This window comes from Actinoallomurus sp. NPDC050550, assembly GCF_040655075.1.
Taxonomy (GTDB): Bacteria; Actinomycetota; Actinomycetes; order Streptosporangiales; family Streptosporangiaceae; genus Actinoallomurus.
The window spans coordinates 1-23,039 of the sequence record NZ_JBFAJC010000093.1; the positions used below are offsets into that span (position 1 = coordinate 1).

A 23,039-nucleotide genomic window follows, 5' to 3' on the forward strand; every position below is an offset into this window, starting at 1 on the left:
AGCAGCCGCTGCTGCGGATCCGACGCCAGCGCCTCCCGCGGACTGATCCCGAAGAACCCGGCGTCGAACTCGCCGGCGTCGTACAGGAACCCGCCTTGGCGGGTGTGGCTGGTGCCGGGCCGGTCCGGGCCCGGGGCGAAGAGCCGTTCCAGGTCCCAGCCGCGTCCGGTGGGGAAGTCACCGATCGCGTCCCTTCCGGAGGCGACCAGGTCCCATAGGTCCTCCGGCGAGCCGACACCGCCCGGATACCGGCAGGCCATGGACACGATCGCGATCGGCTCGTCCGTCCGGGCCGCCATACGCGTCGGTGCGGCCGCCGCAGTGGGCTCGCCGTCCAGCCGCGTCCGCAGGTACCGGGCGAGCGCCCCTGGGCTGGGATGGTCGAACGCGAGGGTCGCCGGTAGGCGCAGCCCGGTCGCCGCCGCCAGCCGGTTGCGCAGCTCCACCGCCGTCAGCGAGTCGAAGCCGAGGTCCTTGAAGCTGGCGTCCTCGTCCACCTCGTCCGGCGACCGATGGCCCAGCACGACCGCCACGCGCTCGCGTACGATCCCCGCGAGCAGGTCGAGGCGTGCCGCCTCGTCCAGCCCTGCCAGCCGTGCGGCCAGCCCGGGGGCGCCGCCGTCCGTGGCGGCTCGCCGCCTGGTCCGGCCGGCCAGATCGCGCAGCGCAGGCGGCAGTTCGTCGTGGGACATGCCCCTCACGTCGACGTCGGCGGCCACGACCTGGGCGGCCCCGGACCGCCAGGCGGCGTCCAGCAAGGCGAGTCCGCGCTCGGCCGACAGCGGCCGCATTCCGCGTAGCCTGGTCAGGTCGGCGCCGGTCAGATGGCCGGTCATGTCGCTGGCGTCGGCCCAGAGGCCCCAGGCCACGGCCATGCCGGGCAGGCCGGTGTCCTGCCGGTGGGCCACCAGCGCGTCGCAGAACGCGTTGGCGGCGGCATAGCCGGCCTGTCCCGGGTTGCCCACCACCCCGGCCGCGGACGAGAAGACCCAGAAGAACGTGAGCGGCGTCTCCCGCGTCACCTCGTGGAGGTTCCACGCGCCCAGAGCCTTCGGTCGCCACACGCGCTCCAGGCGGTCCGCGCTCTGGGCGGTGACGACCGCGTCGTCGAGGACTCCGGCGGCGTGGACCACCCCGGCGAGCGGGTGCTCGGCCGGTATCCGCTCCAGTTCCTCCTGCAGCGCCTGCCGGTCGGCGACGTCCACCGCCCGTATCTCGATGTGCGCTCCGAGGGCCGAGAGACGCTCGTACAGCCCGGCCGCGCCCGGTGCCTGAGGACCCTGCCGGGAGAGCAGCAGCAGGCGCCGCGCTCCATGGTCCCGTACGAGATGCTCGGCGACCCGGCCGCCGATCATTCCGGTCCCGCCGGTCACCACGACCGTCCCGGTGCCGGGCACCGGCGACGTCCCGTCTCCGTCACCGCTCGCGTGCGCCAACCGGGGCACGAGCACCCGGCCCGCGTGGAGCATCACCTGGTCCTCGTCGGCGTCCACCGCCTGCCGGACGGCCTCGGCCACCTCCGCCAGGCCGCCGTCACCGTCGGCCTCCACGAGCAGGAAACGGCCCGGATGCTCCAACTGGGCGCTGCGGACCAGGCCCCGGACTCCTGCCTCGGTCAGCCGTCCGCGGGTGACGAATGCGAGGCGGACGTCGGCCAGGCGCGCCTCGGCCAGCCACACCTGCATCGCCTCCAGAACGCGGGCGACCGTCGCCCCGCCATCCTCGGCGGCGTCACCGTCGAGGACGGTCACCTCGGCAAGGACGACCGAGCCCGCCGGGGCGTCGGCGTCGAGCGCCGCCGTGACGACGTCCTGTCCTGTTCCCGGAGCGAGGACCACCCGATCGGCGCCGGGGCTCGCCGCCCCGGCCGGCTGCAGGGGCGACCACTCCAAGGTGAACAGGCCGCCGGCCGCGCGTCCGGCGATGGCTCGGAGCCGTCGAGGATCGGCCGGGCGCATCCGGAGCGCGTCCACGCTGAGGACGGGCGCGCCGGCCGGATCGGTGACGAGCAGTCGTAGTGAACGCTCCGCCTGTTCCTCGTCGGGGGTCAGCCGGACCCGTACGGTCCTGGCGCCGTTCGCGTGCAGCGACACCCCGCTCCACGCGAACGGCAGCCACACGTCTCCGTCGTCGGCCCGGCCGGCGAGCAGGACCGGGTGCAGGGCCGCGTCCAGCAGCGCGGGGTGGATGCCGAAACCGTCGTCGTCGCCCGCGGCCTCGGGCAGTTCCACCTCCGCCAGCAGGTCGTCTCCATGACGCCAGGCCGCCCGGACACCTTGGAAGGCGGGCCCGTACTCGTACCCGACCGCCGCGGCACGCTCGTAGAGTCCTTCGGTGGCGATCGGTTCCGCACCCGCTGGAGGCCACGATCCCGCCGGCGGGCCGGCCGGGTCGGCGGCGTCGGGACCGAGGACTCCGGACGCATGGCACACCCATCCGCCGGCGACCTCGTCGTCGGGGCGGGAGAAGATCTGTATCTCCCGGTGACCGTGGTCGTCCGCCGCGCCGACCACCACCTGGACGCGCAGTGCCCCAGTGCGCGGCAGCACGAGCGGTTCCTCCAGAGTCAGTTCCTCGACCTGGGCGGACCCGACGCCGTCGGCCGCCCGCAGAGCCCACTCCACCAGGACCGACCCGGCCACCAGCGGCGTTCCGGACACCATGTGGTCGCTCAGCCAGGAACCGGCAGAGCCGGGGATGCGACCGGTCAGCAGGTAGGCGCCTCCGTCCGCGAGGTCGACGGAGGCGCCCAGAATCGGGTGTCCGGCCGCGCTGAACCCGAGCCCCGCCGGGTCCCCGCCGTCCGGGCCGCCGGCGAGCCAGAAACGCCGGCGCTGGAACGGGTAGGTGGGCAGGTCGACGATGCGAGGGGCCGGATCGGTCGGGAACCACGGCGTCCAGTCGACCTCGGCCCCCGCCGTGAACGCCTCCGCCACGGCACGAAGCAGTTGCGCCCGGTCCCCCTGGTTCCGGCGGAGCGTGGGGACCGTCACCGCCGTGATCCCGGCTTCTTCGAAGGATTCTTGGATGCTGGGTGTGAGGACGGGGTGGGGGGAGGCTTCGATGAACAGGCGGTATCCGTCGGTGAGGAGTGCGTTGATGGTGTCGGTGAAGCGGACGGGTTGGCGGAGGTTGGTGATCCAGTAGTCGGTGTTCAGGGTGGTGGTGTCGGTGGGTGTGGCGGTGATGGTGGAGTAGAACGCGGTGGTGGCGGTGGTGGGCTGGATTCCGGCTAGGTCGGTGGTGAGCTGGTCGGTGATCTGGTCGATTTGGGGGCCGTGGGAGGCGTAGTCGACGTCGATGAGGCGGGCCCGGTGTCCTTGCCTTTGGGCGGTGGTGACGATGGCGGCCAGGTGATCGGGCGGGCCGGAGATGACGGTGGAGTGCGGGCCGTTGGTGGCGGCGATCACGACACCGTGGTGGCTCTGGTCGGTGATGAGTTCTTGGGTTTGGTCGTGGCTGATGGCCAGCGAGGCCATGGTGCCGTGACCGGACAGCCGGCGCAGCGCCCGGCTCCGTACGGCGACGATCCGGGCGCCTTCTTCCAGTGTCAGTGCGCCGGCGACGCAGGCAGCGGCGATCTCTCCTTGGCTGTGCCCGACCACGGCCGCGGGTCTGAGGCCGTGGTGAGCCCAGAGCGCGGCCAGGGCGACCATGACCGCCCACAGAGCGGGCTGCACCACATCGACCCGATCCAAACCAACGCCCGCGCCCGCACCGTCGCTGTCGCGCAGCACCTCGGTCAGCGACCAGTCCACATACGGGGAAAGAGCCCGCTCACACTCGGCGATCCGGGCCGCGAACACCGGCGAGGACTCCAGCAACTCCGCGCCCATCCCCGCCCACTGCGACCCCTGACCCGGAAACACCAGCACCGGACCCCGCCCCAACCCACGCGCCCGCCCCACCACCACATCCGGATGCGCCACACCCTCGGCCAGCGCCTCCAGCCCCGCCCGCGGATCCACACCCACCACCACCGCACGATCCTCGAACACCGACCGCGTCGCCACCAACGACCAACCCACATCGACGGGAGATGTACCGGCGTCGTCGGCCCGGTCCAGGAGCGCTGCGGCCCGCGCGCGCAGCGCGGTCTCGCCGCGGGCCGACAACACCCACGGGACCGGGCCGTCGGAGGCGCCGGTCGGCGGGATCGGTCCGGCCGCTTCGGGATCGTGCTCGAGGATGAGGTGGGCGTTGGTGCCGGAGATCCCGAATGACGAGACCCCCGCTCGGCGCGGGCGTCCGGTGCCGGGCCAGTCGGTCCGCTCGGTCAGCAGCCGCATCGTGCCGGTGGACCAGTCCACGTGCGGGGTCGGTTCGCCGGCGTGAAGGGTGGGCGGCAGAACGCCGTTCCGCAGCGCCATGACCATCTTGATCACGCCCGCCGCTCCGGCGGCACCCTGGGTGTGTCCGATGTTCGACTTGACGGACCCGAGCCAGAGGGGGCGGTCCTCGGGCCGGTTCTGCCCGTAGGTCGCCAGGAGCGCGTCGGCTTCGATCGGGTCGCCGAGACTCGTGCCGGTGCCGTGCGCCTCGACGGCGTCGATCTCCGACGCCGACAGCCAAGCGTTCGACAGCGCCTGGCGAATCACCCTGCGCTGTGAGGGCCCGTTCGGTGCGGTCATGCCGTTGCTGGCACCGTCCTGGTTGACCGCGGACCCTCTGATGACCGCGAGGACGCGGTGACCGTTGCGCCGCGCGTCGGACAGCCGCTCCAGCAGGACCATGCCGACGCCCTCGCCCCAGCCCGTACCGTCCGCCGACGCGGCGAACGCCTTGCAGCGGCCGTCGGGAGACAGACCGCGCTGCCGGGAGAAGCCGGTGAACACCTCGGGGGTGACCATCACCGTGACGCCTCCGGCCAGGGCCAGCGTGCAGTCGCCCTGCCGCAGCGCCTGAGCCGCGAGATGCATGCCGACCAGGGCCGAGGAGCAGGCCGTCTCGACCGTCAGAGCCGGACCTTCGAGTCCGAGGGTGTACGCGACGCGCCCCGAGAGCACACTCGGGGCGTTGCCCGCGTATCCCTCGGACGCCCGGTCCGCACCGGTCCCTCGCGGTGCGTTACCCGTGGTGGCGGTCCCGACGTAGACCCCGGTCGGAGTGCCCTTCAGCGAGAGCGGGTCGATCCCGGCGCGTTCCAGCAGTTCCCAGGAGACTTCGAGGAGCAGCCGCTGCTGGGGGTTGGCTGCCAGCGCCTCACGCGGGCTGATCCCGAAGAAGGCGGCGTCGAACTGGTCCGCGTCGTCGAGGAGGCCACCGTCGCGTACGTAGCAGGTGCCGGGGTGGTCGGGGTCGGGATGGTAAAGGCCGTCCAGGTCCCAGCCGCGATTCGTCGGGAACGGGCCGATCGCGTCTCGTCCCGAGGCGACGAGCTCCCACAGGTCCTCGGGCGAGCGCACTCCGCCGGGGAAACGGCACGCCATGCCGACGACGGCCACCGGCTCGGCGTTGTGCTCTTCCACCTCCTGCAGGCGCCGGCGAGTGTCGTGCAGGTCGGCGGCGACGCGCTTGAGGTAGTCGACCAGCTTCTGTTCGCTCGTCATTCGAGGTCACCAGCCTTCCGCGTCATGAGAGTCCGAGCTCGTTGTCGATGAAGTCGAGGACCTGGTCGGTCGACGCGACCTCCAGTCGCTCGGCGGCGCTGCCGCCGTTCGACGGAGTGAGCGTCGCCTTCCACTTCGCCACCAGTGACTCCAGGCGAGCCGTGACCGCGGTGGAGTCGCCGTCGTTCAGGACCAGGTCCTGCAACGTGCTCTCCAGACGGGCCAGTTCGCCGAGGACCGGTTCGACGTCCGTGACGCCCGGCGTGGCGTCGTCCTCCGGGCGCATCCGCCGCCGTAGGTGGTCGGCCAGGACACGCGCCTGCGGATAGTCGAAGATCAGCGCGGGCGGCAACCGCAGTCCGGTGGCGGAGGACAGGCGGTTGCGCAGTTCGACCGCTGTCAGCGAGTCGAATCCCAGATCCTTGAACGACGCGTCGGCCTGGACGGACTCCGGGTCGGAGTGTCCGAGCACGGCAGCGACGTGGCTGCGAACGAGGTCGAGCAGCACGCCCTGCTGTTCGGTCTCGGACAGGCCGGCCAGCCGGGTGGGCCGGTCGCCGGAGCGTGGGTCCGCCGCGACGGCGGTGGGCCGTATCCGGCCCTCACCGCCGGCCAGGGCCCGCAGAGCCGGGGGCAGCGTGTCGGCGGGCTGGGCGGTCAGCGCGCGCAGGTCCAGATTCACCGCGAGCAGGTGGGGGTCGCCGTACCGGTCGGCGGCGTCCAGAAGGCTCAGGGCCTGGTCCGTGGTGAGCGCGCCGACGCCCGCGCGGGCCATCCGCTCGAGGTCCGCGGCGCTCAGCCCCGCGGTCATGCCGCTCGTCTCCGCCCACAGCCCCCATCCGATCGACAGGCCGGGCCTGCCGGTGACCTGGTGATGAGCGGCGAGCGCGTCGCAGAAGGCGTTGGCGGCGGCGTAGTTCGCCTGTCCCGGGCTGCCCAGGGCCGCCGCGGTCGACGAGAACGTCACGAACAGTGCCGGCTCCAGATCGGCGGTGGCGGCGTGGAGATGGTGGGCGGCCGCGGCCTTCGCCGACCAGACGCGCGCGAGGTGCTCCCGTGACTGAGAAGTGACCACAGCGTCGGCGACGACCCCCGCCGCGTGCACGACGCCGGTCAGCGGATGCCGCGGGTCGATGCCCTTGATCAGGTCCGCCACCGCGGCCGGATCTCCGACGTCGGCCGCGACGACCCGTACGTCACCGCCCAGCTCCGTGAGGCGGGTCACCAGATCGTGCGCGCCGGGGGCGTCGAGGCCACGGCGCCCGACGAGCACCAGCCGCTTCACGCCTCTGGTGCGGACGAAGCGCTCGGCGACGAGTCCGCCCAGTGTCCCGGTACCGCCTGTGATCAGCACGGTGCCGTCCGGGTCCAGCGAGGCTGGAACGTCGAGGACCAGTTTGCCGACATGCCGCGCCTGGCCGAGGTACCGGAGCGCCTGCCGCGCCCGCATCAGCGGCCAGGCCCGCACCGGCGCCGGGCGGAGGGTCCCGGCGTCGAACAGCGTGGCCAGCGTGGCGAGCATCCGGCGGATCAGGTCGGGCCCGGCGTCGCCGACCAGGTCGAACACCTCGTATCGCACGTCAGGGTGTTCTGCGGTGACCTCAGCCGATTCGCGGATGTCGGTCTTGCCCATCTCGATGAACCTGCCGCCGGGTGCGAGCAGCCGCAGCGACGCATCGGTGAACTCACCGGCCAGGCTGTTGAGGACCACGTCCACGCCGCGTCCGCCGGTCGCCTCCCGAATCGCCGCCTCGAAGCCGAGGTCGCGTGAGGAGGCGCGATGCGCCGCGTCGACGCCCATCTCCTCGAGCACCGGATGCTTGCCGGGGCTCGCCGTCGTGTACACCTCCGCGCCGAGGTGCCGGGCGATCTGCACCGCGGCCATTCCCACGCCTCCGGTCGCGGTGTGGATCAGAACCGACTCGCCGGGCCGCAGCCCGGCCAGTTCCACCAGGCCGTACCAGGCTGTCAGGAACGCCACCGGCGCCGCCGCGGCCTCCCGCCATCCCCATCCCGCGGGGACCGGACCCACCATCCGCGCGTCGGCGACCGTCACCGGGCCGAACGCCCCCGCGAACAGCCCCATGACACGGTCGCCCACGGCCAGGTCCATCACCCCGGGCCCCACGGCGGTCACGACGCCGGCGCCCTCGCCGCCGACCTCGGTGTGGCCGGGAACCATGCCGAGGCCGACCAGCACGTCACGGAAGTTGATGCCGGCCGCGCGCACGTCGACCCGAACCTGACCGGCCACCGGCGGCTCGAGCACCTCCGGGCACGGCACCGGCACGAGGTTGTCGACGGTACCGGGTTCCGCCACCGCCAGCCGCCAGGCGCGTACGCCGTCCGGGACCACCAGGTCCCGTCGGCGGTCGGCGGGCACCAGCCGGGGGACCAGGACCTGATCCGACCGGATCGCGACCTCGCTCTCATCGGCTCGTACCGCGCGCGCCGCGGCCTCCGCGAGTCCGGTGCCGGACGCGCCCTCGTCCATGTCGACCAGCAGGAATCGTCCGGGATGCTCCGCCTGCGCGGTCCGCGTGAGGCCCCATACGGCGGCACTCGCGGGATCGGGGCCGGCGTCGGCCGCGTCGGTCATGACCGCCCCCCGGGTCACCAGCACGAGCCGGGCACCGGCCAGTGCGGGTTCGGCCAGCCAGCCCTGGAGCAGCTCGAGCGCCGTCTCCGACGCGGCCAGGCCGTCAGCGGGACCGGCGCCGGTGGGGCGCACGAAGGTCAGGATGATCGGGGCGATCGGGGCGCCGGTGCGGACCGCCGCGGTGAGGGCCTCCAGGTCCTGGTAGTGCGCCCGCGGCCCGGCCTCGGCCGGCGCCACCTGGTCTGGGCGGCCCGGCCGCCGGCCGATCCCGTCCAGGGCCGGCTCGTCGTCGCCGAGGACCGCCCAGTCGTCCTGCTCCGTCTCAGTGCTCGTCGCGGGCAGCGGCGCCCAGTCCACGGCGAACAGTCCGTCGGTACGGTTCCCACCCGGGAACGCCGGCCGGCCGGCGGGCACGGGACGCGTCACCAGCGAGCCGATGCTCAGGACAGGTGCGCCGGTCGTGTCGGCGACCGTGACGCGGACTCCGTCACGCCCCTTCTCCGTGTCGGGGAGAGTGAGGCGAACGCGGACACACGTCGCCTTTTCCGCCCACAGCCGGACACCGTTCCACAGGAAGGGCAACAACACCTCACCCTCCTCGAGTCGCTCGTCCAGGAGCCCGGCGTGGAGTGTGGCGTCCAAGAGGACAGGGTGGATACCGAATCGCTCGGGATCGTGGACGCTGTCCGGCAGTTCCACCGTGGCGAACAGATCCGCGCCGTTCCGCCATACCGCCCGCACCCCTTGGAACGCCGCGCCGTACTCGTAGCCTGCTGCGGCGACCTCACGATAGAAGTCGTCGGTGCTCAGCCGTTCGGCTCCCGCGGGCGGCCACCGGCCGTCCAACGGCTCGGGCGGCGCGCTCATCTCGGCCGTGAGCAGACCCGTGGCGTGACACGTCCACGGCGCGTCGGCCGACGCGCCGGAGTCACCCGGCCGCGAATAGACCCGTATCTCACGTCGTGCGTCGGCCCCGGGCGACCCCACGACGACCTGCACTGCCACATCGCCCGAGGGCGGCAGGACCAGTGGCGTCTGGAGGACGAGCTCCTCCACACCGGCGCAGCCGCTCTCATCGGCGGCGCGTAGCGCCCATTCCGCCAGGACCGCACCGGGCACCAGCACGGTGCCCAGGACTTGGTGATCGGCCAGCCAGTCCGTGTCGCCGGTCGCGGATAACCGGCCCGTCAGCAGCAGTCCGCCGTCGGCGAGGGGCGTCGCCGCCCGCAGCAGCCCGTGTTCGAGACGCCGCGACACGGCCGTATCGACCTCCGCGGCGGTCCGGTCGCCCCGCAGCCAGTACCTTTCGCGCTGGAACGCGTAAGTGGGCAGCTCGACGCGGCGGCGGGCCGGCTCGTCGGAGAACCACGTACTCCAGTCGACGGACCGACCGGCGGCGTGCAGCCGGGCGAGCGCGTGGCACAGGCCCTGGACCTCCGGCTGCTTACGGCTGAGCGCGGACAGCAGGAACGGCCCCGGCCGGTCGCCGGCCGGCTCGGGGTCGCTGTCGGCGAGGTGATCGAGGACTTGCTGGGCGGCGGTGGTCAACACCGGGTCCGGCCCCAACTCAACGAACACCCCCGCCTCACCAGCGACACGCCCGACCGCCGGACCGAACCGCACCGCCTCACGAACCTGCCGCACCCAATACCCCGGCGAAGCGACCTCCTCCCCCGCCCGCAACCCCGACACATTGCTCACCAACGGAACCACCGGAACCCGAAACACCACCCCCTCAATCGCCGCCCCAAACTCCCCCAACATCGGATCCATCAACGCCGAATGAAACCCATGACTAACCGACAAAACCTTCGTCTTGCGCCCCCGCCCCGCCCACACCGCACCAACCCTCGCCACCAACTCCACCGGACCCGACACCACCGTCGCCACCGGACCATTCACCGCCGCCACCGACACCCGACCACCCAACGCCGCCACATCAGCCGCCACCTCCTCCTCACTCGCCTCAACCGCCACCATCCCCCCACCCACCGGCAACCCCCCCATCAACACCGCACGCGCCCCCACCAACCGACACGCATCACCCAAATCAAAAACCCCCGCCACATACGCCGCCGCCACCTCACCAATCGAATGACCGATCACCACATCCGGCACCACACCAAACGAACCCAGCAACCGCGCCAACCCCACCTGCACCGCGAACAACCCCGCCTGCGCACACGTCGTGTGATCCAACACCCCACCCCGACCCTCGAACACCACATCCCGCAACGAACACCCCAACACCGGATCCAACCGCCCACACACCTCATCAAACGCATCCGCGAACACCGCAAACCGCCCATACAACCCCGCACCCATCCCCACCCGCTGACTCCCCTGACCACTGAACAAGAACACCGTCTTCCCAGTGACCCGTTCCGCGGGCTCCACCAGGCCGGGGTGAGGGCGGCCGGTGGCGAGTGCGTCCAGGCCCGAGAGCAGCCGGTCCCGGTCATCGCCGACGATGACGGCGCGGTCGTCGAACGTCGACCTGGTGGTGACCAGGGACCATGCCACGTCGGCGGGGTCGGCCTGCGGGTCGTCGCCGATCCGCGCGGCCAGCGCGGCGGCCTGTCCGCGCAACGCCTCAGGGCCCCGGGCGGAGATCACCCACGGCAGAACGCCGGCCATCGGTGCCGGCTCCGGCTGCTCCACCGGCTCGGGAGCCTCTTCGAGGATCACGTGGGCGTTGGTGCCGGAGGCACCGAATGAGGACACCCCCGCGCGGCGGGGACGACCCGTGCCCGGCCACTCCACCGCTTCGGTCACCAACTCCACCGCACCCGAGGACCAATCCACGTGCGGCGATGGCTCATCGACGTGCAACGACGCCGGCACCACCCCACGCCGCATCGCCAGCACCATCTTGATCACACCCGCCACACCCGCAGCCGCCTGAGTGTGCCCGATATTCGACTTCACCGACCCCACCAGCAACGCACGATCCCGACCCCGCCCATACGCCGCCAGCAACGCGTTCGCCTCAATCGGATCACCCAACGTCGTACCGGTACCGTGCGCCTCCACCACATCCACATCACCCGGACCCAACCCCGCACTCGCCAACGCCGCACCAATCACCCGCTCCTGCGACGGACCATTCGGCGCCGTCAACCCATTACTCGCACCGTCCTGATTCACCGCCGAACCCCGCACCACCCCCAACACCCGACGACCATTACGCCGCGCATCCGACAACCGCTCCAACAACACCAGACCAGCACCCTCGGAGATGGCGGTGCCGTCCGCCGACGCCGCGAACGACTTGCACCGGCCATCGGGCGCCAGCCCCCGCTGCCGGGAGAAGCCGACGAACGGGCTCGGCGTCGCCATCACGGTCACGCCGCCGGCGAGCGCGAGGTCACACTCCCCCGCCCGCAACGCGTTGCACGCCAAATGCATCGCCACCAACGACGACGAACACGCCGTATCCACCGTCACCGCCGGCCCCTCGAAACCGAAGGTGAACGCCGTCCGTCCGGAGATGACGCTGCCCGAACCGGTCAGCCATTCGTATCCCTCCATCGCCGCGTCGGCGCCGGTGAGTCCGTCGGCGTAGTCGTGGTACATCGCCCCGGCGTACACGCCGGTCGAGGAGCCCTTCAGCGAGGCCGGATCGATGCCCGCACGTTCGAGTGCCTCCCACGCCGTCTCCAGTAGCAGCCGCTGCTGCGGATCCGACGCCAGCGCCTCCCGCGGACTGATCCCGAAGAACCCGGCGTCGAACTCGCCGGCGTCGTACAGGAACCCGCCTTGGCGGGTGTGGCTGGTGCCGGGCCGGTCCGGGCCCGGGGCGAACAACGTCTCCAGGTTCCAGCCCCGGTCCTCCGGGAAGGAGCCGATGGCGTCCCGGCCCGACGTGACCAGGTCCCACAGGTCCTCCGGCGAGCCGACACCACCCGGATACCGGCAGGCCATCGAAACGATCGCGATCGGCTCGTCCGTCCGGGCCACCGAGGTGACCCGGGTGACAGGGGCGACGCCCTCACCGGTCAACCGGGCGCACAGATGCTCCGCCAGCGTGCGTGGCGTGGGGTGGTCGAAAGCCAGCGTCGCCGGCAACCGCAGTCCCGTCACCGTCGCCAGCCGGTTCCGCAGCTCGACGGCGGTCAGCGAGTCAAAGCCCAGGTTCCGGAAGCTGGCCTCCACGCCCACGTCGCCCGCCGACCCGTGGCCGAGCACCACCGCGACCTGCTCACGCACCACATCCAGCACCGCCTCCGACCGCCTGTCGGCCTCCAGCGCCGCCAGCCGGCCGGCCAAGGCCGGTCCGGCGCCGTCGGCGGCCGCCCGGCGCCGCCCGGGCGCGACCAGTCCGCGCAACACCACCGGGACCGGACCGTCCGCCAGTCGGCGGACATCCATGCCGGCGGCGACCAGGAACCCGGTACCGGACCGGCGCGCCGCGTCAAGGAGGGCGAGACCCTGGCCGGCGGGCATCGGGGTGATGCCCGCGCGGCTCATCCGGGCCACCAGCCCGGATTCGGACAGATGACCGGTCATGCCGCTGGCGTCGGCCCACAGGCCCCACGCCACCGACAGCCCGGCCAGGCCTCGTTCCCGGCGATGGGCCGCGAGCGCGTCGCAGAAGGCGTTGGCCGCCGCGTAGTTCGACTGCCCGGGGCTGCCCATGACGGCGGCGGCCGAGGAGAACAGCACGAACATCGCGAGGGGCACGTCCGCCGTCGCGCGGTGGAGGTTCGCCGCGGCGGTGGCCTTGGTCGCCCAGACGCGGGCCAGGCTCTCGGGCGTCTGTGCCGTGACCATCGCGTCGTCGAGTACTCCGGCGGCATGGATGACGCCGGTGAGCGGATGTGCCGGGTCGATCCTGCGGATCGTGTCGGCGAGTGCCTCCGCGTCGGTGACATCCACGGCCGCGATCCGTACCTCGGCGCCCAGCTCGGCCAGCCGGTCCGCGAGGTCCTGCGCGCCGGGGGCGTCCATGCCCCGGCGGCTCAGCAGGAGCAGACGCCCGGTCTCACCACTGCGTACCAGGTGCTCGGCGACGAGACCGCCCAGCGTGCCGGTGCCTCCGGTGATGAGCACGGTGCCGTCTGGGTCGAGGCTCCGGTCGCCGTCGTCCTCCGCGGCCGCACGCCTCAGGCGGGGGACCAGCAGCCGCCCCTCACGTATCGCCACCTGCGACTCGCCCGCCTTCACCGCCTCCGACGCCGCCCCGATGAGCCGCGTCACATCAGTGTCGGCGTCGGCGTCGAGCAGGATGAACCGATCGGGGTTCTCCGACTGCGCGCTGCGGACGAGCCCCCAGGCCGCGGCGGCGGGCGGGTCGCAGACGCGGTCGTCCGACGTGGCGGTGACCGCGTCACGCGTGACGACCACGAAGTGGCCGTCCCCCAGGCCGGGTTCGGCCAGCCAGTCCTGCGCCAGCCTCAGCGTCTCCCGCGCGACCGCGAGCCCTGCCCCGGCCGGGTCGGTGCCTCCGGGGACGGGCACCTCGGCCAGGGTGAGACGAGGAGGTGCGGACCCCGCGTCGACCGCCGCCGCCAGCGCCTGCAGGGTCGGGTGGCACACCGCCTCGGACGCCCCATCGGCGGGGGCCGTGGGGCCGGAGGCGATGATCGCGCAATCGGCACCCGCTGATGCGGACGGCGCGAGGGCACCGGGAAGGGGGATCCAGTCGAGAGCGAACAGCCCACGCGTCCTTCGCGCGGCCGCGTTCCGCAGGTCGGGGTCGGCGGGGCGCATCCGTACCGCATCGACGCTGAGCACCGGGTCGCCTGCCGGGTCGGTCACCAGCAGCCGGAACCCCTGGTCGAGTTCCTTCCCGAGGGGCGACAGCCGGACCCGTACCGTGCCGGCCCCTACCGCGTGCAGAGACACCCCTTCCCAGGTGAACGGGACCCAGGCCGCTCCGTCGTCGAGCATGCCCGTCAGGAACACCGGGTGCAGCGCCGCGTCCAGCAGCACCGGGTGGATGCCGAACCCGTCATGCGTCCCGGCCGCTTCGGGCAAGACCACCTCGGCCAGCAGATCCCGCCCGTGCCGCCAGGCCGCGCGGAGTCCCCGGAACGCCGGCCCGTACGTATAGCCGAGCGCCGCGACGCGCTGGTAGAAGTCACCGATGTCCGCCGGTTCGGCGCCCGCCGGCGGCCACGCCCCGCCGAGCGGCTCCGCCTCGGGGACGGGTTCGGAGGTAAGCGTCCCGATGGCGTGGCATGCCCATTCGGCCTCCGGGTCGTCGTCGGGCCGCGAATGGACGCGAACCTCGCGCCGTCCGCCGTCGCCGACGGCGCCCACGGTCACCTGGATCCGCAACGCTCCCGTCTCCGGCAGCAGAAGCGGTGCCTGAAGGGTGAGCTCGTCCACCCCCGCGCAACCGACCCCGTCAGCGGCTCGCAGCGCCCACTCGACCAGCAGCGCGCCCGGCAGCAGAACGGTGCCCAGAAGCTCGTGATCGGTCAGCCAGGCGACGCTCTGCCGCGACAGCCGCCCGGTGAGGACGTACCCGTCCCCATCGGCGAGCTCGACCGCGGCGCCGAGCAGGGGGTGTCCGGCCGGGGTCAGCCCCAGGCCCGTGGCGTCCATTCCATCGGTTCCGCCGGCCAGCCAGAAGCGCTCGCGCTGGAAGGCGTAGGTCGGCAGGTCGACGATCCCGCACTCGGCGGAGGCGGGGAACCACGTGCTGCGGTCCACCTCGACCCCTGCGGCGAACGCCTGTGCGGTCGCCCGCATCAGCTGGGCCGCGTCACCGTGGTCACGGCGCAGCGTCGGCACGGTGACGCCGTCGATCCCCGCCCGCTCCAGGCACTCCTGGAGATTTACCGTCAGCAGGGGGTGCGGGCCGACCTCGATGAAGGTCCGGTATCCGTCGTCCAGCAGCGCCTCGACCGTGTCGGCGAAGCGGACGGGCCGGCGGAGGTTGGTGATCCAGTAGTCGGTGTCGAGGGTGGTGGTGTCGGTACGGGTGCCGGTGACGGTGGAGTAGAACGCCACTGTGGAGGGGGTGGGCTGGATCCCGGCCAGGTCCGCGGTGAGTTCGTCGGTGATCTGGTCGACCTGCGGGCCGTGGGAGGCGTAGTCGACGTCGATGAGGCGGGCACGGAGCCCCTGTTCCTGCGCGGCGGCGACCACGGCGGCCACCTGGTCCGGAAATCCGGAGATCACCGTGGAGGACGGCCCGTTCACGGCCGCGACCGTCACGTCCTTCGCCTGGTCGAGAAGGCGCGCGGCGTCCTCGGCGCCGACTCCCAGGGAGGCCATGGTGCCGTGGCCGGACAGGCGGCGCAGGGCCTTGCTGCGCACCGCGACGATCCGCGCGCCCTCCTCCAGCGACAGCGCGCCGGCGACGCAGGCGGCGGCGATCTCTCCTTGGGAATGCCCGACCACGGCCGCGGGCCTGACGCCGTGGTGAGCCCAGAGCGCGGCCAGGGCGACCATGACCGCCCACAGAGCGGGCTGCACCACATCGACCCGATCCAGACCCGCGCCCGCACCGTCGCGCAGCACCTCGGTCAGCGACCAGTCCACATACGGGGAAAGAGCCCGCTCACACTCGGCGATCCGGGCCGCGAACACCGGCGAGGACTCCAGCAGCTCCGCGCCCATCCCCGCCCACTGGCCGCCCTGGCCGGGGAACACCAGCACGGGTCCGACGGCGGCACCGTCCGCCACGTCCGTCACGAGACCCGGGTGCGCCTCGCCCCGCGCGAGCGCGGTCATCCCGGCGACCAGTTCGTCGCGGTCCTCTCCGAGGATCACGGCCCGGTGCTCGAACACCGACCGCGCCGTGCTCAGCGACCAGCCCACATCGGCCGGCGACCACTCGTGGCCTCCGGTCACCCACTCCACGAGCGTCGCCGCCTGGGCCCGCAGCGCGACCTCGCTTCGCGCGGACACCACCCACGGCACGATGAAGGAGCCGGGGCGCTCCGCGAGCGGACCGGCCGGCCCGGTTCGTACGGCGGGCTCCGGCCCCTCCTCCAGGATCAGGTGGGCGTTCGTCCCCGACATGCCGAAGGCGGACACACCGGCGCGCCGCGGGTGGTCGGCGCGCGCCCACTCCACCGCCTCGGTCACCGGCGACACCGCGCCGGAGGACCAGTCGACGTGCTCGGTCAGCCGATCGACGTGAAGGGAGGCGGGCAGGGCGCCGTGCCGCATGGCCATGACCATCTTGATGACGCCGGCCACTCCCGCGGCGCCCTGGGTGTGGCCGATGTTGGATTTGACCGACCCGAGCAGCAAGGGCCGTTCGGCCGGCCGGCCCTGCCCGTAGGTCGCCAGGAGCGCTTGGGCCTCGAGCGGGTCGCCCAGCCTGGTGCCGGTGCCGTGCGCCTCGACCACGTCCACCTCGGCCGCGGACAGTCCGGCGGCGGCCAGGGCACGCCTGATCACCCGTTGCTGCGAGGGGCCGTTGGGCGCGGTCAGGCCGTTGCTGGTGCCGTCCTGGTTGACGGCCGATCCGCGCACCACCGCCAGTACCCGGTGGCCGTTGCGGCGTGCGTCCGAGAGCCGTTCCAGCAGGACCAGGCCGACGCCTTCGGAGAAGCCCGTGCCATCGGCCGCCATCGCGAACGGCTTGCACCGGCCATCGGGTGACAAGGCGCGCTGCCGCGAGAACTCGGTGAACATGTTGGGAGTGGCCATCACGGTCACCCCACCGGCCAGCGCCAGCGTGCATTCGCCCTGCCGAAGGGCGTGACACGCGAGATGCAGCGCCACCAGGGACGACGAGCAGGCGGTGTCCACGGTGAGGGCCGGGCCCTCCAGCCCGAGCGTGTACGACACCCGGCCCGACAGCACGCTCAGGGCGTTACCCGTCACCAGGTACCCCTCGGACCCGTGGTCGATGTGCGGCGTGCCGAATCCGGGAACGCCCGCGCCGACATACACACCCGTCGGGGTGACCTTGAGGGAGGCCGGGGCGATTCCGGCCCGTTCGAGCAGTTCCCAGGAGACCTCGAGCAGCACCCGCTGTTGGGGGTCCATCGCGAGCGCCTCACGCGGGCTGATCCCGAACAAGGCGGCGTCGAACAGATCCGCGTCGTGGAGGAACCCGCCCTCACGCACGTAGGACGTGCCGGGGTGGTCGGGATCGGGGTGGTACAGCCGCTCCAGGTCCCAACCGCGATTGGTGGGGAACCCGCCGATCGCGTCCCGCCCCGACGTGACCAGCTCCCACAGTTCTTCCGGGCTCGTCACCCCACCGGGGAAACGGCAGGCCATCGCGACGATGGCCACCGGCTCCTGGTGGCGCTCCTCCATCTCGCGTAAGCGCTGCCGGGTCTGCCCGAGGTCGACCGTGACGCGCTTGAGATACTGGCGAAGCCTGTCCTCGGTCTCCGACATCGATCCTCTACTCCTCAAGGTCACAGTTCACGGTCGATGAGCTCGAACATCTCGTCATCCGATGCGGACTCGAGGAGGTCGAGGTCCGTCACGGCGGAACCACCGCCGACGCCTTCGTTCAGCGAGGCCAGCAGTCCGGTGAGGCGTTTGGCGATGCTGCTGCGGGCCTCCGCGTCCAGGTCGAGGCCGGAGAGAGTGTTCTCGATCCGGCCGAGTTCGTAGAGGACCGGGTTGACGGCGTCCGTCACCTCCGGTTCCGCGGCATCGGGGACCAGCCTCTGACGCAGGTGGTCGGCCAATGCGTCGGCCTGCGGATAGTCGAAGATCAGGGCGGCGGGCAGACGCAGGCCGGTGGCCGTCGCGAGCCGGTTCCGCAGTTCGACCGCCGTGAGGGAGTCGAAGCCGAGTTCCTTGAACGGCGTATCCGCACGCACGGCGCCCGGATCGCGGTGTCCCAGCACCGTCGCGGCGTGCGAGCCGACCAGAGTGAGCAGGGTGCGGTGCTGTTCGGTGACCGACATTCCGGCCAGCCGGCCCTTGAGGTCGGAAGGCCGGTCGGTGGCGCCGCTCGCCGCCGACGGTCTTCTTCCCCCGGTCTTGGCGGTCAGCGCGCGCAGCATGGCAGGTACGATCTCGGGCGGCCGGGCCGCCAGGGCGCGTGTGTCGAGGTCGACGGCCACCAGGTGGGGGCTCCCGTGCCGGTGGGCGGCGTCCAGGAGCGCCAGGCCCTGTTCGTCGCGGAGGGGGGTGAACCCGTCGCGGCGCATCCGGGCGAGGTCCGCCTCGGTCACGTGCCCGGTCATCCCGCTGACCGACTCCCACAGACCCCAGCCGATCGAGACTCCCGGCAGGCCGGTCGCGTGCCGCTGCCTCGTGAGCGCGTCACAGTACGCGTTCGCGGCCGCGTAATTGGCCTGTCCCGGGCTGCCCAGCACGGCGGCCGCCGAGGAGAACACCACGAACAGGCCCAGCCGCAGGCCCGCGGTCACCGCGTGAAGGTTCGCGGCGGCGGTCGCCTTGGCCCTCCAGACCGCGGCGAACCGCTCCGGTGTCAGGGACGTCACCAGTCCGTCGTCGATCACCCCGGCGGCGTGCACGACGCCGGTCAACGGGTGCGCCGGATCGATCCCGGCCACCAGGTGCTCGACCGCCGCCCGATCACTCACGTCGGCCGCCATGACCTGGACGTGGGCTCCCAGCCCGCCCAGCCTCGCCACCAATTCCTCCGCACCGGGCGCGTCGGGGCCGCGGCGGCCGACGAGGACGAGGCGCCTCATGCCCCACGCCCGGACGAGGTGTTCAGCCACCATCGCGCCCAACGTCCCGGTCCCGCCGGTGACGATCACCGTTCCCTCGGAATCGATGTCCGCGGGCACCTCCAGCACCAGCTTGCCGGTGTGGCGAGCCTGGCTCATGAAGCGGAACGCCTCGCGCGCCCGCGCCAACGGCCACGCCCGCACCGGCAGCGGTCGCAGCCTCCCCGAGACGAACAGCTCTCGTAGGGTCGCCAGCATCTCTCCCACCCGATCGGGACCGGCGTCACGGACGAGATCGAAGGCCCGATACGTCACGCCCTCGGGACGGCGGATGTCGGTCTTGCCCATCTCGATGAACCGGCCGCCCCCTGCCAGCAGCCGCAGCGAGGCGTCGGTGAACTCACCGGCCAGCGCGTTGAGCACCACGTCGACGCCGCGGCCACCCGTCGCCCGGCGCACCACGTCCTCGAACGCCAGGTCGCGGGAGGAGGCACGATGCGCCTCATCGATCCCCATCTCCGCGAGCACCTGCTGCTTGCCGGGACCGGCCGTGGCGAACACCTCCGCGCCCAGGTGCCGGGCGATCCGCACCGCCGCCATCCCCACGCCACCGGTCGCCGCGTGTATCAGGACCGACTCCCCGGCCCGCAGCCCGCCCAGGTCTACGAGCCCGTACCACGCCGTCAGGAAGGCCACCGGCACACCTGCGGCCTCCCGGAGGTCCCAGCTCTCCGGCACCGGCACCACCATGCGGGCATCCGCCACCGCCAGCGGCCCGAACGCGCCCTCGAACAGCCCGAACACCCGATCGCCCACCGCCACGCCCGTCACGCCGGGCCCTACGCCGGCCACCACGCCGGCACCCTCGCTGCCGCGGAAGACGCCCTCGTCGGGGTACATGCCGAGGGCGATGAGCACATCGCGGAAGTTGATCCCGGCGGCGTGCACCTCCACCCGTACCTGACCGTCGCCGAGGGGCTCGAGCACCTCCGGGCACGGCACGACCGCGACGTCCTCCAGCGTGGCGGCCCCCCGGGTGCCCAGCCGCCAGGCCCGTTCGCCCGCCGGAGCCACCAGCTCGGAGGCGACGCCGGCACGCACCAGGCGCGGCACGAGCACCCGGCCCTCGCTCACGGCGATCTGCGGCTCGTCCATGTCCATCGCCCACCGGACCGCCGTCAGCACGCGGCCGGTCTCGGTGACGGTGCCACGATCGAGCAGGAGGAACCGGCCCGGGTTCTCCAGCTGAGCACAGCGGACGAGTCCCCCGATCGCGGAGCCCATCGGGTCCGTTCCGTCCCGCGCCCCATCAGTGACGATCACCAGCCGGGAATCGTCCAGCGGTGCCTGGGCGAGCCAGTCCCGTACGAGTTCCAGGACCTCCTCCACCACCGTCGCCTCGGCGAGGACGACGGGAGGCATCGACGCGCCGTCGGCCAGTGCCGCCAGAGCGTCGCCGGGGCGTGCCCCGTTCGGGCGCAGCCACGCCCAGTCCTCGGCCCGGGGGTCGCCGGAGGGCGGTACGGGCATCTCGGTCCACTCCACCGTGAAGAGTCCGTCCGCTTCGCCTCCCCCTGCGATGCGAAGCTGCTCGGCGGTCGCCGGCCGCAGGACGACGGAAGCCACCTCCAGCACGGGGGCGCCGGCCGGATCGGTGACGGTCAGCCGCACTCCCTCGTCGAGCCCCTCCCCCAGCGGGGACAACCGGACCCGTACCGAGGTCGCCGCGACGGCGTGCAGCGACACCCCGCTCCAGCTGAAGGGCAGCCACACCTCGCCGGCGCCGAACCTGCCGATCAGCGACAAGGCGTGCAGTGCCGCGTCCAGCAGCACCGGATGGAGGCCGAACCCGTCGCGGTCCTCCACGGCCTCCGGCAGTTCGACCTCGGCCAGCAGGTCGCGGCCGTGCCGCCACACCGCGTGCAGTCCCTGGAAGGCGGGACCGTATCCGTAACCGGCCGCCGCGGTACGTTCGTACAGGTCGGAGACGTCGATCGGCTCGGCGCCGGCCGGCGGCCATGGCCCGTCCGACGCCTCGGCCGGGCGTACCGGCTCTGGGGCGAGCACGCCGGCCGCGTGGCACACCCATGCGGCGTCCGGACGGGAGTACACCCGGACCTCGCGACGCCCGTCCTGCTCGGCCCCGCCGACGACGACCTGGACGCTGAGAGCACCGGAGTCCGGCACCGCCATCGGTGCCTGCAGCACGAGTTCGTCCACCACGCCGCAGCCCACCTCGTCCGCCGCTCGCAGCACCCACTCCAGCTGTCCCGCGCCCGGCATCAACACGGTGCCCAGCACCTCATGGTCCTCCAGCCAGGGCAGCGTCTGCCGCGACAGCCGGCCGGTGAGCACGCGGCCGTCCCCCTCGGGAGGTTCCATGACCGCGCCGAGCACCGGGTGCCCCGTCGGGGCCAGCCCCAGGTCGGTCACGTCCGGCCCACCAGTCGTGCCGGACAGCCAGAACCGCTCCCGCTGGAACGCGTACGTCGGCAGGCGAACGACCTGCGGAGCGGGGTCCCCGCCGAACCAGGGCGCCCAATCCACGCGGAGCCCGCTGACGTGCGCGTGACCGAGCGAGCAGGCGATCCGCGAAAGGTCGCCTTCGTCGCGACGCAGGGTCGGCACCGCGGTGGCGGCGACCTCGGCGTGTTCGAAGCACTCCTCCATCCCCACGCTCAGCACCGGGTGCGGAGCGACCTCGATGAACACCCGGTATCCGTCCCCGAGCAGGGCGCCCACGGCGTCGGCGAAACGGACGGGCCGTCGCAGGTTGGTGATCCAGTACGCGGTGTCGAAGGTCGCCGTATCCGCGCGGGCACCGGTGACGGTGGAGTAGAACGCCACCGGAGCGACGGCCGGCTCGATACCGGCCAGCGCCCGGTCCAGCTCGTCGGTGATCTGGTCGACCTGCGGGCCGTGGGAGGCGTAGTCCACGTCGATCATGCGGCCACGCCACGCCCGCTCCTGGGCGGCGGCCACCACTGCGGCCACCTGCTCGGGCGGGCCGGAGATCACCGTGGATGCCGGCCCGTTGACCGCGGCCACGCCCACCTCCTCCACACCGTCCACCTCGGCGAGCAGGTCGGTCGCCCGCTGCTCGCCCACGCCGAGGGAGGCCATGGCGCCGTGGCCGGACAGCTTCCGCAGCGCCCGGCTCCGTACGGCGACGATCCTGGCGGCGTCCTCGATCGACAGCGCTCCGGCGACGCAGGCGGCGGCGATCTCGCCCTGGCTGTGCCCGACCACCGCCGCCGGGGTGACGCCGTACTCGGCCCACACGGCGGCGAGGGCGACCATGACGGCCCACAGCACCGGCTGCACCACGTCCACCCGCGAGAGGCCGGCCCCGTCTCCCCGCAGCACCTCGGTCAACGACCAGTCCACGTAGGGAGACAGGGCCTGCTCGCACTCGGCGATCCGGGACGCGAACACCGGCGAGGTCTCGAGGAGGCGTGCGCCCATCCCGGCCCACTGCGACCCCTGCCCCGGGAACACCAGCACCGGCCCCGGACCGACCGCGCCGGCCGCCCCGGCCACCACGTGGGGGTGCGCCTCGTTCCGCGCCAGCGCCTCGAGTGCCGCCAGCGACTCCTCTCGGCTCTGCCCCACCACCACCGCGCGGTGCTCGAACACCGACCGCGTCGCGATCAGCGACCAGCCCACGTCGGCCACCGGCAGATCGGTGTCACCGATCCGTTCCGCCAGCGCGGCGGCCTGTGCGCGCAGCGCCGCGTCACCTCTCGCCGAGATCACCCACGGCACCGGACCGTTGAGGACGTCGTCCCGGAGGGCCGGCTCATCCGCCTCGGGAGGCTGTTCCAGGATCAGATGCGCGTTGGTGCCGGAGAAGCCGAATGAGGACACCCCCGCGCGGCGGGGACGATCCGTGCCCGGCCACTCGACCGCTTCGGTCACCAACTCCACCGCACCCGACGACCAATCCACATGCCGCGACGGCTCATCGACGTGCAACGACGCCGGCACCACACCACACCGCATCGCCAACACCATCTTGATCACACCCGCCACACCAGCAGCCGCCTGCGTATGCCCGATATTCGACTTCACCGACCCCACCAACAACGCACGATCCCGACCCCGCCCATACGCCGCCAGCAAAGCGCTCGCCTCAATCGGATCACCCAAAGTCGTACCGGTACCGTGCGCCTCCACCACATCCACATCACCAGGACCCAACCCCGCACTCGCCAACGCCGCACCGATCACCCGCTCCTGCGACGGACCATTCGGCGCCGTCAACCCATTACTCGCACCGTCCTGATTCACCGCCGAACCCCGCACCACCCCCAACACCCG

Annotated in this window: 3 protein-coding genes; all 3 read right to left on the bottom strand. The window is 72.6% G+C overall.

Going from position 1 to position 23,039, the window contains the following annotated elements; all coding sequences use genetic code 11:
- Nucleotides 1–5,549 (bottom strand): SDR family NAD(P)-dependent oxidoreductase (locus AB0I04_RS52865; protein ID WP_360903857.1); only part of this gene is annotated, 5,549 nt, incomplete at its 3' end.
- Between the two features lie 22 nt (nt 5,550–5,571).
- Nucleotides 5,572–17,463, bottom strand: a complete 11,892-nt coding sequence (locus tag AB0I04_RS52870) for an SDR family NAD(P)-dependent oxidoreductase (RefSeq protein ID WP_360903860.1) — start codon at nt 17,461–17,463, stop codon at nt 5,572–5,574.
- Between the two features lie 20 nt (nt 17,464–17,483).
- Nucleotides 17,484–23,036 (bottom strand): SDR family NAD(P)-dependent oxidoreductase, encoded by a 5,553-nt coding sequence (locus AB0I04_RS52875; protein ID WP_360903863.1) that lies wholly within the window; start codon nt 23,034–23,036, stop codon nt 17,484–17,486.
- Between the last annotated feature and the right edge of the window lie 3 nt (nt 23,037–23,039).